Raw genomic sequence first — 15,462 nt, 5'->3', positions numbered from 1 at the left:
GGCAAGCACGTTCAATCGGCCCAAACATCCTGACGACCTTGTTACGGACTCCATATCTTTCTTTCAGTATCGCGACGCTCATTCAGACGATCTGCGTATCGATACCGCTGACTCATGCGTCGAGCCGATATAAACCGGCGGCTCGACGCGGCGCGCCCTACGTTTCAGTCCAGAAAATCGCAGTTGGCTTCCACGAACAGCGCGAGTTCGATCGAGTGCTGCCGCACGAGCTGCTCGACGCGCTCGGTGTCGCGCGCCTCGAGCGCCTCGATAATGCGCATGTGCTCGACGATCGAGCGCGACGCGCGATCGCTTTGCGCGATCGTCATGCGCCGGATCGCGCGCACATGCATGAAGATGTTCTTGATGGTGTCGACGATGATGGGCGACTTCGAAAGCTCCACCAGTGACTGGTGAAACATGATGTTCGCTTCCGAGTATTCCTCTATATGGTCCGAGGGCGTCGAATCGCCGAAGGTCGCGAACATGCGCCGCAGACTTGCGATGTCGTCGTCCGAAGCGCGCTGCGTGGCGAGACGCGCGGCAATGCTTTCTAGCGCAGCCCACATATAGATCATCTCCACGATCTCCTTGCGCGTCTTGCGCAGGATGTAAACACCGCGTCGCGGCACCGTGCGCAGGAAGCCCTCTTGTTCCAGCAGCGTCATCGCCTCGCGAACCGGCGTTCGGCTCACGCCGAGCTTCTCGGTCAATTCCTTCTCGTCTAGCCGGATCTCGTCTCGCGAGCGGTAGATGTCGGTTTCGGCAATGGCCTGCTTGAGCTTCGCGTAAGCCTGATCGCGCAGCGAAGCGGTTGCGTTGATCGGCTCCAGCGTCAGGGTGACCGGGGGCATCCCGGTGACGAGTTCTCTTTCGGCGGACATCGGTCGTTTGTCTCCAACGTTCTGTTTAGCCGGCGCTAGCGGGGAATTTCATATTTCCAATACAATATATCAGCGACACGCTCATGGCTAAGCGGGGTTTACGCGGACCGGGCGCGTATCGCGCTTGATTCGCGGGCTTACCCGCAATCCATACAGCTTCACTTATATTTTTCGAAAAAAACTTTAACTATCGTTTATTCATTGGCGCTTCTACTCTTGCTTCACGCCACTCGACTTGAGGAGACAGCCATGAGCCACCTGGACACCCGCCACGATCGTCAACTGGACGCGCAGCTGTGCGCATTCAATACGGCATTTGCCGAACTGGGCCTGCGTTTTCGCTGGGACTCGCGCACGCTCGACTCGCTCGCATCGATCGCCGGTGAACATGCGCGCGTCGCCGCCTATATCGAGACGAATCACCCGCATCTGCTGAAGGCGTACAGCATGGAATTTCTGTGCGAGGCGATCCTGGCTCGCAAGAACGCGCAGGCGCCGGGCGAATGGCCGCTGACCGTGCCCGCTCAACGCGGTTCACAGGAATGGAGCAAGGCAGCCGCCATGGAGCAGGATTGGCGCGAAGGCGGTTTGCCCGCGCTTGCCGGCGCCTGATGCGTAAGCACGAACGTGCCAGCCCAATAAGAACAAAACCCGTCTGGATTGGCGCGCACTTGCGCGCTATCCAGACGGGCTCGATATTGAAGGATAACGAAGGAGAACTGCGCAGGCCTGTGCGCTCACGCGTTGCCGCGCGCCTCTGCCTCTTCTTCCTGCAGCTTGCGCCACAGAATTTTGCCGCTGCCCGACTTCGGCAGCGCGTCCACGAACTGCACGATGCGCGGCGCTTTGTACGCGGCCATGTTGTCATGCGCCCAGGCGATGACGTCGTCTTCGTTCACGCGGCCGACCTGCTTCGGATCGAGCACGACCACGGCCTTCACGGTCTCGCCGCGGCGCGCGTCCTGGGTGCCGATGATGCACACCTCGTTGATCGCCGGGTGCCGGTACATCAGCGCCTCGACCTCGGCCGGCCAGACCTTGTAGCCCGACGCGTTGATCATGCGTTTGAGGCGGTCGGTCATGAAGTAATAGCCTTCGTCGTCGCGCCGTACGAGGTCGCCCGTGCGCAGGAAGCGCTTGCCGTCGCGTTCGATGAACGCTTCGCTCGTCGCCTTGGGGTTGCGCCAGTAGCCCTGCATCACCTGCGGCGCATGCATGATCAGCTCGCCCGACTCGCCTGGCGTCACCTCCTCCAGCGTGATCGGATCGATCACACGCGAGTCGACGTCGAATACCGGAATGCCGAGACACTGCGGCTTGGGACGCCGCGGCGGATTGATATGGGTGCCCGCCATGGTTTCCGACATGCCGTAGCCCTCGACGAAGTCGAGCCCGGTGAGGTCCTTGAGCTTCTTCACGACCGCGTCGGGCATCGTCGCGCCGCCGCCGCGCATCCAGGCGAGGCTCGACAGGTCGTACTCGTGAATGCGCGGGTTCGAGATGAAGTCCACCACCATCGTCGAGATCGCCTGCCAGCCGTTGATGCGGTAATGCTCGATCGCGCGCGCCGCGGCGTCGCGATCCCAGCGCGGCAGCAACACCACGGTCGAGCCGTTGTAGATCGGGCTGTTCATGCCGCCCTGCATGCCGGTTACGTGAAAAAGCGGCAGCACCGAAAGTTGTACGGCATCCTGATTACTTCCAAACCAGTTGCAGCCGCCCACGGCCGTCGCCATCACGCTGCGATGCGTGTGCATACAGCCTTTGGGCTTGCCCGTCGTGCCCGAGGTGTATGGCATCACGCAGAGATCGTCGGGGCCGGCGGTTAGCGCTCCGGGCACGCAACGCGCCTCGAGCACGTCGGCCCAGTGCGCGACGCCCGGACCGCTCACGGAGCGCGGCGCGCCCACGAATTCGGGCGGCGGCGAAAAGGGCTCGCACTTCAGATAATCGCTATACGTCGCAACGAGCAGATGCTGCAGGCCTTCGCTTTCCTGCACGAGCGGCGCAATACGCGGGTAGAGATCCTGCGCGACGAAAGCCGTGGTCGCGCCACTGTCTTCCACGTAATGCGCGAGTTCCTCGGTGAGGTTCATTGGGTTGACCGGCACGACCACGGCGTTGGCGCGCAGGATGCCGTAGTAAGCGATGACCCACTGCGGACTGTTCTGCATGTAGAGCAGCACGCGGTCGCCGGCCTTCACGCCACATTCCTCCTGTAGATAGCCGGCTACGCGCTCGGCCTCGTCCTTGAACTGCGCGAACGTAACGGGCGTGTCGTAGAAGACGATGAACGGCTTGTCGGGATAGCGCGCCGCCGAGACCTCCGCGTTATAGAAGAGGTTCGTTTGCGGAATGCTCAGATGCGGCGACAGATGCGCGGGCCAATGCGGCGAGGCCGGCTGCGGCGATGACGGCGAATGTGCGGATAGCGTCGGGGCGGACGTGGACATGGCGGGCTCCGTCAGGCAAGACTTGTGAAGAACGCGGACGCCAACCGCTCGCTGAGGGCTGGCGCCACGTACCATGCGTAATCAGACGATGCTCGCGCCGCCATCCACGGCGAGATATTGGCCCGTCATATGCCGCGACGCCTGGCTCGCGAGAAACACCACGGCGCCCTTGAGATCGTCGTCGTCGCCGAGACGGTGCAGCGGCGTATGGTCGATCACCACCTGCCCCAGCTTGTCGAGCAGGCCCGCCGACATCTTCGAGGGAAAGAAACCCGGGCAAATCGCGTTCACGTTGATGTTGTACTTGCCCCATTCGGCAGCCAGCGCACGCGTGAAGTTGATGGCCGCCGCCTTCGAGGTGTTGTACGCGATGGTCTGCATGGCCCCGAGGGACCCCTTCAGGCCGGCAATCGAAGCTACGTTGATGATCTTGCCACGCTGGCGCGGGATCATGCTGCGCTTGCCCACTTCGCGCGCGAGGAAGAAGGGCGCGGTCACGTTCAGGTTCATGACCTTGTGCCACGCCTCGTCGGGATAATCCTCCGCGGGGGCGCCCCACGTGGCGCCCGCATTGTTCACGAGAATGTCGATCTGACCGCCGGCCGCCAGCGTCTCGTCCACGAGCGGCTTCACGGCCTCGGCGCGCTGCAGGTCGCTCACGATCGTGGTCGCCTTGATGCCGAGCGCCTGCAGATGGCTCGCAGCCTGGGCCAGTTCGTCGGCCTTGCGCGCCGTGATCACCACGTGGCAGCCCATCTCGCCGAGCGCCTGCGCCATCTGCAAACCCAGCCCGCGCGAGCCGCCGGTGATGAGTGCGACCTGACCGCCCAGCTCGAACATTTCCCTGACCCGCATGCTTTCGTCTCCTTGATGTCTGTCGACCGGCCGTCGCTCCGCATTGCGGAACGCGATGAGATGCCAACGATTCTAGCGAGGCCCGCCAGCTTGGCAACCAGGGAAAAGCACGACCGTTCATTAAACGGCATTTGTGCTTTTGCGACCGGGCGTATGCGGGCTGGGTAGACTGAAAAATGAAAGCACGCAAGGCGTTCCTTGCGCGCGCAACTGTTGCAATCGCGCGACGCCAGCGTTTTCACCCGACCGCCGTAGCGTCTATGATCGCCTCCCAGCCAGCACCCACTGGCTCGGCATACAAGAAATACGGACCCTGGTACCCCGGCGGTCCGAGACACTAACAACACGCAGCAGAAGAAAAGGATCCCACCGTGAGACACACCCAGATCGCATCGGCCATCGGCGGCCTCGCACTCGCACTCGCTTGCCAGCACAGCTTCGCGCAAAGTTCGGTCACGCTGTACGGCATCGTCGACACCAGCATCCGCTACCTCACGAACGCCAACGCGCACAACGACAACGAGCTGCAGATGACGCAAGGCCCGATCACCGGCAGCCGCTGGGGCCTGAAGGGCTCTGAGGATCTGGGCGGCGGCCTCTCAGCCGTGTTCCGCCTCGAGAACGGGTTCAACCTCTGGAACGGCCAATTGGCGAGCTCGAACACGCTGTTCAACCGGATGGCGTACGTGGGGATATCGAGCAACAAGTACGGCACGGTCACGATGGGCCGTCAGAACACGCCCCTGTTCGATCAACTGGGTAACACCTTCGACCCGCTGACCGTTGGCAACTTCGACCAGGACGGCTGGCTGCCGGGCGCACTCGGCTACGGTCTGCGTGAGAACAACTCGGTCAAGTACGACGGCAAGTTCGGCGGCCTCGAAGTCGAAGGCATGTACAGTTTCGGCGGCGTGGCGGGCAGCGTCGGCGCGAGCAACATGTATGGCTTCACGGCCACTTACGCAGCCGGCCCGGTCTCGCTGCTCGCGGGCTATCAGCAGAATAGCGACGCACACAACAACAAGTACCGCGTGGCCAACCTCGGCGCAGTCTATGCGCTCGGTCCGGTCCACCTGTACGGCGGCTGGCTGTGGGGCCAGGACAATACGGGCGTGGTGGACCAGTACATGGCAGCCGCGAACTCGCCTGCAGCGATCAACTTCGTGACGCCGGTGACGAAAACCAACCGTATCGACAACGGTCTCTATGCCGGCGCAACGTGGCAGGTTAGCTCGCCGCTGTTGCTGACCGCAGCGTACTACTACGACCACGCAAAGAACGGCCTGAATGAAGACGGCGTGACGCTCAGCACCGGCGTGCGCTACTCGGCAGTGCTGCTGGCCGAGTACTCGCTGTCCAAGCGCACCGAAGTGTACGGCACGGTCGACTTCATGCGCGGCAACGGCTCGGCAACGGCCGACTTCCCGGGTCGCAACAACCAGACCGGCGTCGCCGTCGGCTTTCGCAACATCTTCTAAGAGCGGCCTGCATCGCCGGGTCTGACGACCGGCTCAACGGCGGCGCGGCTTTTCAATGCAAACGAGCGGGCAAATGCCCGCTCGTTTGCATTCGTTCGTGCACTTCGATTAACTCACTCGCCATTGAGTTACCTTCACTTTAATTACATTTAAATTACGAATAAAACAAATAGCTTTCGCCTCTAGCCGAATTCCCCAGGGATTACTACGGGTTCCAGTCAAGATGCATGCAAATGTTTAACGCCGGGCGTACACTGCTCGCGCGTGGCCCGTTGCGGGGGGGCCGCACCAAGCCACACAACCAAGCCACACAAGGCAATGCCGACACGTGCATGAGATCGCGCGGGGCGCACAAGCGCCCATTGCGATCGACAGGAGACATGGCATTGCCCCCAGTATCACAGGAGAACAATCAACATGAGCTGGACGCGTGAACAGAAGAACGTCACGATCGCTGCGTACCTGGGATGGACGCTCGATGCATTCGATTTCTTTCTGATGGTTTTCGTTCTGAAAGACATCGCCACCGAATTCAACACCAAAATCCCGGCAGTGGCTTTTGCCATTACGCTGACACTCGCCATGCGCCCGCTCGGCGCGCTGATATTCGGCCGTCTCGCCGACAAATACGGCCGCCGTCCCACGCTGATGGTCAACATCGCGTGCTATTCGATACTCGAACTGCTCACGGGCTTCTCGCCCAACCTCGCAACCTTCATCGTCCTGCGTGCGCTCTTTGGCGTCGCGATGGGCGGCGAATGGGGCGTGGGCTCTGCGCTCACCATGGAAACCATTCCGCCCAAGTCGCGCGGCATCGTTTCCGGCCTGCTGCAGGCGGGCTATCCGAGCGGCTTTCTGCTCGCCTCGATCGTGTTCGGCGTGCTGTATCAGTACATTGGCTGGCGTGGCATGTTCTTCGTCGGCGTGCTGCCCGCGCTGCTGGTGGTCTATGTGCGCATGCACGTGCCCGAGTCGCCAGCCTTCAAGGAGATGCAAAAGCGTGTGCGCCCGACCCTGCTCACCACGCTCAAGCACAACTGGAAGCTGTCCCTGTACGCCATCGTGCTGATGACCGCCTTCAACTTCTTCTCGCACGGCACGCAGGATCTGTATCCGACCTTCCTGCGCGAACAGCATCACTTCGACCCGCACACCGTGTCGATCATCACCATCGTGCTCAATATCGGCGCCATCGTGGGCGGCCTCTTCTTCGGTCAGATGTCCGAAAAAATCGGCCGCCGCAAGGCAATCTTCATCGCCGCGCTGATCGCGCTGCCCGTGCTGCCGCTTTGGGCATTCTCGCAAGGCCCGGTGCTCCTCGCGCTCGGCGCGTTCCTCATGCAGATTTCGGTGCAGGGCGCCTGGGGCGTGATCCCGGTTCACCTCAACGAAATTTCGCCTGACGAAGTGCGTGCGACCTTCCCGGGCCTCGTCTATCAGCTCGGTAACCTGTTCGCTTCGGTGAACGCCACGCTGCAAGCGTCGCTCGCCGAAACGCACAACCAGAACTACTCGATGGCCATGGCGATCGTCGCCGGCACAGTGGCCGTGGTGATCGCCGTACTGATCCCGTTCAGCCGCGAACGTCGAGGCATCGACATGACGCAGACCGCGAAAGAGGTGTCGGGCGTCTGAGGTGCCGCACGCGGCGGCCCCGTAACGCCGCACCGCAGCAACACGATGAAAGGCCGTGCCGGGTTCGCCCGCACGGCCTTTTTGCTGGTTTTGACGATCGCCGAGCGCCCGCGCCCGCACACCGGGTAAGACCTCCTGGCCGCACGGCGCGCAGCGTTGCATGATGAAAGATGAAAGGCACTCGGTTGCCCTACCGTCCGGAGATCCACTATGAGCGAAACGCCCCAGCCCGATCCGGCGAACCCTGTGGCAGCTTCCGCACCTCAGACGGCCCCTCTTCAACCGGCCGCACCTGAGGCGGCCCCACCTCAGCCGGCCCCTCCCAACACCGACGGCATCTGGTATGCCTCGTACCCGCCCGGCGTGCCGCGCGAAATCCCCGCAAGCCAGTACGCCTCGCTCACCCATTTCTTCGACGACTGCACGGCGCGCTTCAGCGAGCGCGTCGCCTACGTGAGCGCCGGCTCGCCCATGACCTACGCCGCGCTCGCCCGCAGGGCCACGGCGTTCGCGTCCTGGCTGCAAGGCGCGGGCGCGCAGCCAGGCGAGCGCGTTGCGATCATGCTGCCCAACACCCTGCAGTATCCGGTTGCCCTCTTCGGCGCGCTCAAGGCCGGCGCCGTGGTCGTCAACGTCAACCCGCTCTACACCGTGCGCGAGCTTGCGCACCAGTTGCAGGACAGCGGCGCGCAGACCATCGTCGTGTTCGAGAATTTCGCCGCCACGCTCGAAGCGGCGCTGCCCGGCACGCAGGTGCAACGCATCGTCGTGACGGCGCTCGGCGACTTGCTGGGCGAAGGGCTGAACCTCAAGGGCCGCTTCGTCAACGTCATGCTGCGCCACGTGAAGAAGATGGTGCCGCCCTACCACTTGCCGCAGGTGGTGCGCCTGCTCGATGCACTCGCGCAAGGTGCGCGCGCGCCACACGCCCCGGTGGCGACCCACGCCGACGATCTCGCGTTCCTCCAGTACACGGGCGGCACCACGGGTATCGCGAAGGGCGCGATGCTCACGCACGGCAACGTGCTCGCGAACGTCCAGCAGGCCAAGGCCTGGGTTGGCAACCAGCTCGACGCCCGGGCCGAGACGGTGCTCACGCCGTTGCCGCTCTATCACATCTATTCGCTCACCATCAATGCGCTGATCTTCCTCGCCCTCGGCGGACGCAACATCCTGATCGCCAATCCGCGCGACATGAAGCGCGTGATGAAGGTGCTGCAACACGAAACGTTCAGTTGTATCAGCGCGGTCAACACGCTCTATAGCGCGCTGCTCGATAACGCGGCGTTCCGCCAGCGCGACTTCTCGGGCCTCAAGCTCGCGATGGCGGGCGGCATGGCCATGCAGAAGGCCGTCGCCGACCGGTTCCGGGCCGTCACGGGCAAGCCCGTCGTGGAAGGCTATGGTCTCACCGAATGCTCGCCGATCGTTTCGATGAATCCCGTCGATCTCGCGCGTGGGAACGCGGGCCAGGCGCATCCGGAAGGCTCGATCGGGCTGCCCGCGCCTTCCACGCAGGTGCGCTTTCGTAGGGACGACGGCACCTGGGCCGGCATCGGCGAAGCCGGCGAGCTCTGTGTCAAGGGCCCGCAAGTGATGAAGGGCTACTGGAATCGCCCGGACGAAACGGCGAAGGTGTTCGCCGACGGATGGCTCACGACCGGCGACATCGGCGTGATGGATGAGCGCGGCTATATCCGCCTCGTCGACCGCAAGAAGGACATGATTCTCGTGTCGGGATTCAATGTGTATCCGAACGAGATCGAGGACGTGGTGGCGATGCACCCCGGCGTGCGCGAGGTAGCGGCAATCGGCGTGCCCGATCCGGTGCAGGGCGAGCGCGTGAAGGTGTTCATCGTGAAGCGCGATCCCGCGCTCACGGAGGCCGCGCTGATCCAGTTCTGCCGTCAGCAGCTCACGGGCTACAAGGTGCCGCGCATCGTGGAGTTCCGTGAGTCCCTGCCGCAGTCGACCATCGGCAAGATCCTGCGCCGCCAGCTGCGCGACGAGGAAATCGCGAAAGCGGCGAAGAAGCCGCAGACTTGAGATGTCGATGCGCCATCGCTAAGGTTACCTAAGCGAAGTCGCGCAGCGTCACCCCGCGCGCGCTTGCTAGCCGCGCGAGCACGAAACGGTCCGAGGCACGCAACGCGCCAGTCAAGGCCGCGCCGGGCTCGAGCCGCCGCGCGATCCGCCCGTGCCACAGGATGCCGATGTCGCTATTGGCCGTATCGGCGCAGCCGTCGCCGATGGCCCACGCAACGCATCCCGCGCGCGCCGCTTCGCGCGCGAGCACGCGGCCCTGCGCGAGCGCCGGGTCGAATACCACGGCGCCTGGCGCATCCAGCACTGCGCCCGCACGAGGCACGCGTTCGCCAAACGCAACGCGGAGCGGATGCGCCTGGCATGCCGCGCCTAGCACCACGGCACCGGCATCGTAGAGAAAAGCCCGCCTGTCCATCGAGTCCTCCGTGCGGCCTTCCTGCCAATCCTTGCTGCAAATCCTTGCTGCCAAACGCTACGCAGTCTTGATTAACTCGATCACGTATAACCGCGCTCCGCACGCCACGCCTCGGGCCAAATGCCCTGCTTGCCCGGCGAGAGCACGCCCTGCGGATCGAGTGCGTCTTTCACGGTTTGCGCGAGGCGCAACAGCGCGCCGTCGTTGAAGGCGTATTGCGCCGCGGCGTAATCCATGTACAGCAGATGCGAGCGGTACACGCCGTAGCCGGCTGCACCCGCGTCGCTCATCAGCGCGCGTAGCAAATCCCCTGCGCGCGCGGCATCGTCACGGCGCTCGCGCGCGAAGATCGCCGCAAATACGTGATGCAGATAGCGCCCCGCCGCGGTAAAGCCGCCGTAGTAATCGAAACCGTACTCGGCCGCGCGCGCCTTGACGAGCGCGTACTGGCGCAGCGCGTCGCGCCCGTCGGCGGGACACAGCGGCGAGAAGTCCACGTGCGCCCCCTCGCCGCCGCGCCAGTCGAGCATGCGAAACGCGCTCATCGCCGGAATGCCGGCGAGGTTGCGGTCGGCGCCGCCCTGCGGTTCGTCGCCTTCGGCGCAGCGCTGCGCCGAGAAACGCACACCCGGCACGCCGGCAAACGCACGCTCGACGATGCGCCGCTCCACGTCGATCACCTCGGGCGCGCCATAGAGCGCATAGTGCAGATTCCAGCGGCCCACGCCCAGATCGCGCTGCATCGCGGCGACGGTGGCCTCGGGCATCGCGCCCTCGCCTTCGTACCAGCGCGCGCGCGGCGCGAGGCTCGCGGCGCGCCGGATCGCGCCTTCGATCGCTGCGTGCTGGCGTATCGTGCCGCCGAGTTGCAGCGCGCGCAGCGTATCGACGAGCACGCCGAGGTCGTCTTCGCGCGCGAACTGGATCTCGCCGATCACGAACGCCTGCGGCGCGGGCATGAGCCAGAGCCCCATCTTCGTGACGACGCCGTAGTTCGACTGCGTAAAGAGCGCATCGAACGAAGGCCCATAGCCCGCCCGGTAGAGTTGCCACGCCGTGCCGTTTTCGATCGCGCCCATGCCGGTGCGCACCACGTCGCCGTTGGCGAGCACGACCTCCATGCCGCACTGCGACGCGGCGTGGTCGCCGTAGGCGGTCGTACCGAAGCCGCGCTCGAGCGTGTTGCCGACCACGCTGCCCCAGCCCGCCGCGGGCGGATCGACCCACAGGCGCAGATGCTGCTCGCGCAGATGCGCGTGCAAATCGAAGTAGCTCACGCCTGGCTCGACGCGCGCCCAGGCGAGGCGCTCGTCCACTTCGAGGATGCGGTTCAGGCGCTGCAGGTCGAGCACGACCGAGCCCGCCAGACGCGGCGCGGCGCCGCCGTAGGCGAAGTTGCGCCCCGTGGAAACGGTCCACAGCGGCACGCGCGTTTCGTTCGCGACGCGCAGGATCGCGCGGATCTCTTCGACACTCGCGGGGAGGATCGCAGCAGAAGGTGCGAAGGCATGCGCATCCGCAACCGGCACGAACGGATCGAAATACGGTTCGAGCGATGCGCCGCCACGGCAGACGTTCGGCGCGCCCACGATGCCTTCGAACGCGGCGAGCGCACGCGCGAAACGGGCCTCGTCGATGCCGTGAGGCAAGACGGGAGCGGCATGGCGTGCGGTGTCGCTCATGAGTCCGCTCTAGTGGCGCCGCACATCACCACTGCCCGGGCTTGCCGCCCAGCGCGCCGCATACGTCCAGCGCGATCTCGCGCAGCTTCGGCTCTGTCTGCGGCCCGGAGAGCGCATAGCCGGTCCGTTCGGTGCTCCAGTAGAACGTGCGGCGGTTGCCGTCGCGCAAGAGGCGCACGGGGTCCCGCTCCCTGGCCGAACTGCCCACGTAGAGCGTGAGGCGCTCGCCCGCATCGTTCTCGTACATGAATTGCGCGGCCGGCCCCGTGTTGCCGGGCAAGAGACGCCCGCCCACGAGCGTGTAGCCGTACTCGGCCAGCGACGGCACCGAGAGCGGCTTGCCGAGCCGCTTGGAGAGCCACGCGACGAGATGCGCCTCGTCGGCCGCGCCCACCTCCACGGGATGCCGCTGCTCCGGCGAATACACCGCGTAGGCGATGTCGGCGCGGCGCGCGAACGCTTCGGGCGTTTCGCTGCGCGCGGCCGCCGGCGCCGAGACGGCTGCCAGTTCCGGAGCCAGGCCCGGCGCGAGTCGCGGCACGAGCGCCGTGGCCGCCACCGCGAGCCCCGCACCCACCGCCACCCATGCCGCCGCGATGCCGGCGCGCCACCACCACGGCACGCCCGGACGCAGAACGAGCACGGCGGGCGCGCTGCCTGCCGCTTCGGCGGCGCCGGGCGCTGCATCCTCGCCCGCCACGCGCGCGCCTTCGCACAACGCCTGCAGCGCAGCCTTCTGCGCGCGATAGGCCGCGACGCGCGCCGCGGCGCGCGGATCGTCGGCGAGGCGCGCCTGCAGCGCCTCGCTCTCGCCCGCGGGCAGTTCGCCGTCGACGAGAGCACCCAGCATCGTGAGGTCCTCTTCAGGCGAAGCAGGCGGCACGCCTTCGCCATCGCGTTCGGGGCCGAGATCGTTGTCGTTCATCGTAGCGTCCCCACCACCCTGAGCGGCGCGGTGCGTTGCGCCGGATCGCGCCCCGGATCCTGCACCGGCTCCGTGTCGAGCAGCGCTCGCAGATGCTCGCGCGCCCGCGACAGGCGCGACATCACCGTGCCAGCCGGCACCCCGAGCACCGCCGACGCTTCGCTGTAGCTCAACTCCTCCACGCACACGATCAGCAGCACCTCGCGCTGCGCCGCCGGCAACGCATAGAGCGCGCGCTGCAGATCGCGCAGCACGAGACCATCCACCTCGCCGTGCGGCGCTTCGAGCGTGCGCCACGGCGCGGCTTCGTCGTCGACGGCGATCTCGCGCCGGCCGCGCAACTGATCGATATAGAGGTGGCGCAGGATCGTGAGCAGCCACGCGCGCAGATTGCTCTGCGGGCGAAACGAAGTCCAGCGCGAGAGCGCGCGCTCTGCGGCGTCCTGCACGAGGTCATCAGCCCACGCGGCGTCGCCGGTCAAGGCGCGCGCATAGCGGCGCATGGGCCCGAGCTGTGCCACGACCTGCGCTTCGAACTCCGGCGACGGATGACGCAACACGCCGCACGCCGCTCAGTAGCCGCCACCCGACGAGCCGCCCGAACTGGTCGACGACGCCCCGCCTGAATTCATGTCGCTGCAGGCCGTGAGGCCGGCCCCGGCGACGCCGGCCAGCGCCGCACAAACGAGACACGCGAGAACTTTCCGAAACCGCTCCATGATCACCTCCGTTGAGGTTTATCCCCGATATCGCGTTAAACGTTGCAGCCGGTGCGCTTATTCCGCACAAGCGGCGATTTCGCCTTGCGTGTGCCGCCGCACGGAACGAAGCCCTCTGGCACCGCGAGAATCGTCGCAAGCGGATCGAAATACATCGTGTAAGGGTGTGATTCGGCCTCGAATCGGTCGAGCATGGGCCGCCGTCATGGACTACGCTGTGGTGAGTGAGTGCATGCGCGTCGAAAGGTCGCGCGGGTCTGACAATCCGCGGTCGTATCGTCAGCAGGCCTCTTTCCGAAAACCGCTGTCGCTGCCCATCGCAACCTGTCATCCGGACGCGCCGCTTCCCGGCAGCCGACGACAAGGGACGCAGCGATGCATTTTTCGTCAATCTGCGGTCGCGGCCGCGAGCCGGTATAGTTCTGCAGTAAGCTTACTTTCCCGCACGCGCGCTTCGCCGACACAAGGTAGAATCGCGGCGAGCAAACGTTTCCAACTGATTGCGGCATTGCGCCGCCTGGCCAAATCTAGTCCATGCCTTCCGCAGAATCGCACCCGCAAAACGACTTCATGAACGCCGCGCGTAAGGAAAGAAAGCGCGTCGAAATCTATCTGGTCAACGGCATTCGCCTGACCGGATGCATCGAGTCGTTCGATCAGTACCTGGTGATGCTGCGCACGCCCGTCGGCCTGCAAGGCATCTACAAGCGCGCCATTTCGACCATCCAGCTCGACACCGGCACCCGTCCCGGTCCGCGCCCGGGCGGTGCTCGCAGCTCGCACGGCGAGCATACGAGCCGCGGCCCGCACGGCAGTCACGGCGGCCATGGCCCGCGTGAACAACGAGAACCGCGTGAATCGCGCGAGCCGCGCGAGAACTGGTCGGCGCCGTCCGGCGCGCCATCGGGCGCATCGGGCGCCCCCGGCAACGACCGTGGCGCCCAGGACGGCCCGGTCGTCGTCACGCGCCGCCGCCGCCTTTACGGCGCGGTGAACAACGGCGGCAACGGCGGCGAAGGCTCGGGCAACAGCTAACCCGCTGCTGGCTGGCGCACTCGCTGCACGGTACGCCGGTCACGCCGATCTTCAGTACAGTACGGGCGCGCCTTGGCGCGCCCGCTTGTTTGCGCGCGTAGTTTTGTACAACTGCGCTGCAGTTTCGTTCCACTGTCTTCCGAAGCGCTCTGGAAGCCGTGGCTCGCAGTCACGATTCTGGCTTTGCGTTATTCTGGGCGTGACGCATATCGCCACGGAGACCGCCATGAGCGCATCCAAGCCGAAAGCCCCGCAACCCTCGCAGGAAGACCCGCTCGACGAAGCGCTCGACGAAACCTTCCCTGCGAGCGATCCGATCGCCGTGGCCCCCTCGCCCACCGGCTCTCAACAGAAACCCCATTCCGCAGACGAAAGCCGCAAGGGCCGCGACACGCATCGCCACGGCAAGCACTGAGCGCGCCCTGAACTATCGCCCAATGAAGAAAGGCGGAGCGCCCATGACGCTCCGCCTTTTGCGTGCCGCATCTGCGTATTTCGCGCAACCCATCGCACAACCTGTCGCACGGCGAGGCGCGTGCCACACCGCGTACCTGCGATCAGCGGATCGGCAGACCGCCTTCCACTTGTTGCTGCAGTTCGCGCACTTGACGCTGAACCGTGCGCAGTTGCGCCTGGGCGGCTGTCTTCTGCGCCTGCAATGCGGTCGCCTGATCGCGGCCCTGCTTCTGCTGGTCCGCGACGAGCGCCTGCTGCTCGCGCGCGATGGCCAGATCCGCCTGGAGCCGGTTCGCGTGGTCTTGCGTGAGCGCGATCATGCGGTCCGTGAACGCCTTCTGCGCTTCGAGGCGCGTGCGGCGGATTTCCACTTCGGCGAGCTGTCCCGACTTCACCGCAAAGTCGCGATAGATGGCTTCGGCGCGCGTCTCGTCGCTCGTCTTGATCACGCGCCAGAACGTCTTGTTCTGGAACAGCGTGACGTAGTACGTCATTTCCTTGCCGTAAAACAGCAAGCTCGCGCCATACGAGCCGTTGTAGGTCGTGCGCAACTCGGCGAGCTCCGAGCCTCGCAGCATCTGCTGCAGCTCGGCGACGTTGCCCGCGGCGTTCTGCTTCGCTTCATCCGGCGTGAGCACGCTCGGCTGGCTCGCTGCCAAAGGCAGCGCAGGGGTCGCGGCCTGCTCGTCCTGCACTGCGGGTGCGGCGGTGGTCTGTGCTACGGGCGCCGCTGCCGCTGCATTCGCTGCTGCTGAATTGTCAGGCGGCGTCTGTGCGCAGCCCGTACCGATTCCCCCGATTAATACCAGCACCGCCAGGGCGGTGCGACGAACTCTCCACTTGTAGTCCATGTAGTACCTGCTTTGAACAGTTCTAATT

The 15,462-nt window shown here is 65.1% G+C and carries 15 protein-coding genes; 6 read left to right on the top strand and 9 right to left on the bottom strand.

The annotated features are described in order from the left end of the window. Positions 1-164: 164 nt before the first annotated feature. Entirely contained in the window at positions 165-884 is a 720-nt protein-coding gene (locus M3I56_RS17890; protein WP_254355124.1) for a GntR family transcriptional regulator, read from the bottom strand. 249 nt (positions 885-1,133) lie between these two features. Between M3I56_RS17890 and M3I56_RS17885 the strand changes: the two genes are divergently transcribed. Then, the gene (locus tag M3I56_RS17885) at positions 1,134-1,496 is read left to right on the top strand and encodes a hypothetical protein (RefSeq protein ID WP_254355123.1); all 363 of its coding nucleotides are present in this window, start codon (positions 1,134-1,136) and stop codon (positions 1,494-1,496) included. Between the two features lie 125 nt (positions 1,497-1,621). Here M3I56_RS17885 and M3I56_RS17880 read toward each other — a convergent pair whose 3' ends face one another. Both M3I56_RS17880 and M3I56_RS17875 read right to left on the bottom strand, forming a co-directional pair. Further along, the gene (locus tag M3I56_RS17880; protein WP_254355122.1) at positions 1,622-3,337 is read right to left on the bottom strand and encodes a long-chain fatty acid--CoA ligase; all 1,716 of its coding nucleotides are present in this window, start codon (positions 3,335-3,337) and stop codon (positions 1,622-1,624) included. A gap of 81 nt (positions 3,338-3,418) precedes the next feature. Then, a complete protein-coding gene (locus M3I56_RS17875) occupies positions 3,419-4,192 on the bottom strand; it encodes an SDR family oxidoreductase (protein WP_028204838.1) in 774 nt (257 codons plus the stop codon). 371 nt (positions 4,193-4,563) lie between these two features. On the opposite strand from M3I56_RS17875, the gene M3I56_RS17870 reads away from it, so the two are divergent. The 3 genes from M3I56_RS17870 (at position 4,564) to M3I56_RS17860 (ending at position 9,351) form a co-directional block, all read left to right on the top strand. After that, positions 4,564-5,670 carry a porin gene (locus M3I56_RS17870; protein WP_254355121.1) on the top strand — a complete coding sequence of 369 codons (1,107 nt, stop codon included), beginning with the start codon at positions 4,564-4,566 and terminating at the stop codon, positions 5,668-5,670. 417 nt (positions 5,671-6,087) lie between these two features. Further along, positions 6,088-7,305, top strand: a complete 1,218-nt coding sequence (locus M3I56_RS17865) for an MFS transporter (protein ID WP_028204835.1) — start codon at positions 6,088-6,090, stop codon at positions 7,303-7,305. Positions 7,306-7,515: 210 nt separating this feature from the next. Continuing rightward, positions 7,516-9,351 (top strand): AMP-binding protein, encoded by a 1,836-nt coding sequence (locus M3I56_RS17860; protein ID WP_254355120.1) that lies wholly within the window; start codon positions 7,516-7,518, stop codon positions 9,349-9,351. Between the two features lie 28 nt (positions 9,352-9,379). Here the strand turns inward: M3I56_RS17860 and M3I56_RS17855 are convergent, their stop codons facing one another. The 5 genes from M3I56_RS17855 to M3I56_RS17835 all read right to left on the bottom strand — a co-directional run bounded on the left by M3I56_RS17855 (position 9,380) and on the right by M3I56_RS17835 (position 13,092). After that, entirely contained in the window at positions 9,380-9,766 is a 387-nt protein-coding gene (locus M3I56_RS17855) for a hypothetical protein (RefSeq protein ID WP_254355119.1), read from the bottom strand. Positions 9,767-9,846: 80 nt separating this feature from the next. Further along, complete coding sequence (locus tag M3I56_RS17850) at positions 9,847-11,448, bottom strand: FAD-binding oxidoreductase (protein WP_254355118.1); 1,602 nt, start codon at positions 11,446-11,448, stop codon at positions 9,847-9,849. A 25-nt stretch (positions 11,449-11,473) separates the two neighbouring features. Further along, positions 11,474-12,298 carry an anti-sigma factor family protein gene (locus tag M3I56_RS17845; protein ID WP_375541743.1) on the bottom strand — a complete coding sequence of 275 codons (825 nt, stop codon included), beginning with the start codon at positions 12,296-12,298 and terminating at the stop codon, positions 11,474-11,476. Between the two features lie 71 nt (positions 12,299-12,369). Continuing rightward, entirely contained in the window at positions 12,370-12,933 is a 564-nt protein-coding gene (locus tag M3I56_RS17840; RefSeq protein WP_375541742.1) for a sigma-70 family RNA polymerase sigma factor, read from the bottom strand. A gap of 12 nt (positions 12,934-12,945) precedes the next feature. Beyond that, positions 12,946-13,092 (bottom strand): hypothetical protein, encoded by a 147-nt coding sequence (locus M3I56_RS17835; RefSeq protein WP_254355116.1) that lies wholly within the window; start codon positions 13,090-13,092, stop codon positions 12,946-12,948. A 534-nt stretch (positions 13,093-13,626) separates the two neighbouring features. Here M3I56_RS17835 and hfq point away from each other — a divergent pair. Together hfq and M3I56_RS17825 are read left to right on the top strand one after the other, a co-directional pair. Further along, on the top strand, positions 13,627-14,127 hold the full coding sequence (hfq, locus tag M3I56_RS17830; RefSeq protein WP_254355115.1) for an RNA chaperone Hfq: 501 nt from the start codon (positions 13,627-13,629) through the stop codon (positions 14,125-14,127). A 226-nt stretch (positions 14,128-14,353) separates the two neighbouring features. Continuing rightward, positions 14,354-14,542, top strand: a complete 189-nt coding sequence (locus M3I56_RS17825; RefSeq protein WP_028204829.1) for a hypothetical protein — start codon at positions 14,354-14,356, stop codon at positions 14,540-14,542. Between the two features lie 142 nt (positions 14,543-14,684). On the opposite strand, the gene M3I56_RS17820 is transcribed toward M3I56_RS17825, so the two are convergent. Further along, entirely contained in the window at positions 14,685-15,434 is a 750-nt protein-coding gene (locus tag M3I56_RS17820) for a DUF2968 domain-containing protein (RefSeq protein WP_254355114.1), read from the bottom strand. Positions 15,435-15,462 lie beyond the last annotated feature (28 nt).

Source organism: Paraburkholderia sp. CNPSo 3281 (genome assembly GCF_024206515.1).
Lineage (GTDB): Bacteria > Pseudomonadota > Gammaproteobacteria > Burkholderiales > Burkholderiaceae > Paraburkholderia > Paraburkholderia nodosa.
Note: the sequence above shows the minus strand (reverse complement) of the source record. Positions and strands in the feature narration are given on the sequence as shown.

Coding starts and splice junctions, on each gene's coding strand:
- M3I56_RS17890 (WP_254355124.1), bottom strand. CDS start 884: ATGTCCGCCGAAAGAGAACTCGTCACCGGGATGCCCCCGGTCACCCTG.
- M3I56_RS17885 (WP_254355123.1), top strand. CDS start 1,134: ATGAGCCACCTGGACACCCGCCACGATCGTCAACTGGACGCGCAGCTG.
- M3I56_RS17880 (WP_254355122.1), bottom strand. CDS start 3,337: ATGTCCACGTCCGCCCCGACGCTATCCGCACATTCGCCGTCATCGCCG.
- M3I56_RS17875 (WP_028204838.1), bottom strand. CDS start 4,192: ATGCGGGTCAGGGAAATGTTCGAGCTGGGCGGTCAGGTCGCACTCATC.
- M3I56_RS17865 (WP_028204835.1), top strand. CDS start 6,088: ATGAGCTGGACGCGTGAACAGAAGAACGTCACGATCGCTGCGTACCTG.
- M3I56_RS17860 (WP_254355120.1), top strand. CDS start 7,516: ATGAGCGAAACGCCCCAGCCCGATCCGGCGAACCCTGTGGCAGCTTCC.
- M3I56_RS17855 (WP_254355119.1), bottom strand. CDS start 9,766: ATGGACAGGCGGGCTTTTCTCTACGATGCCGGTGCCGTGGTGCTAGGC.
- M3I56_RS17850 (WP_254355118.1), bottom strand. CDS start 11,448: ATGAGCGACACCGCACGCCATGCCGCTCCCGTCTTGCCTCACGGCATC.
- M3I56_RS17845 (WP_375541743.1), bottom strand. CDS start 12,298: ATGCTGGGTGCTCTCGTCGACGGCGAACTGCCCGCGGGCGAGAGCGAG.
- M3I56_RS17835 (WP_254355116.1), bottom strand. CDS start 13,092: ATGGAGCGGTTTCGGAAAGTTCTCGCGTGTCTCGTTTGTGCGGCGCTG.
- hfq (WP_254355115.1), top strand. CDS start 13,627: ATGCCTTCCGCAGAATCGCACCCGCAAAACGACTTCATGAACGCCGCG.
- M3I56_RS17825 (WP_028204829.1), top strand. CDS start 14,354: ATGAGCGCATCCAAGCCGAAAGCCCCGCAACCCTCGCAGGAAGACCCG.
- M3I56_RS17820 (WP_254355114.1), bottom strand. CDS start 15,434: ATGGACTACAAGTGGAGAGTTCGTCGCACCGCCCTGGCGGTGCTGGTA.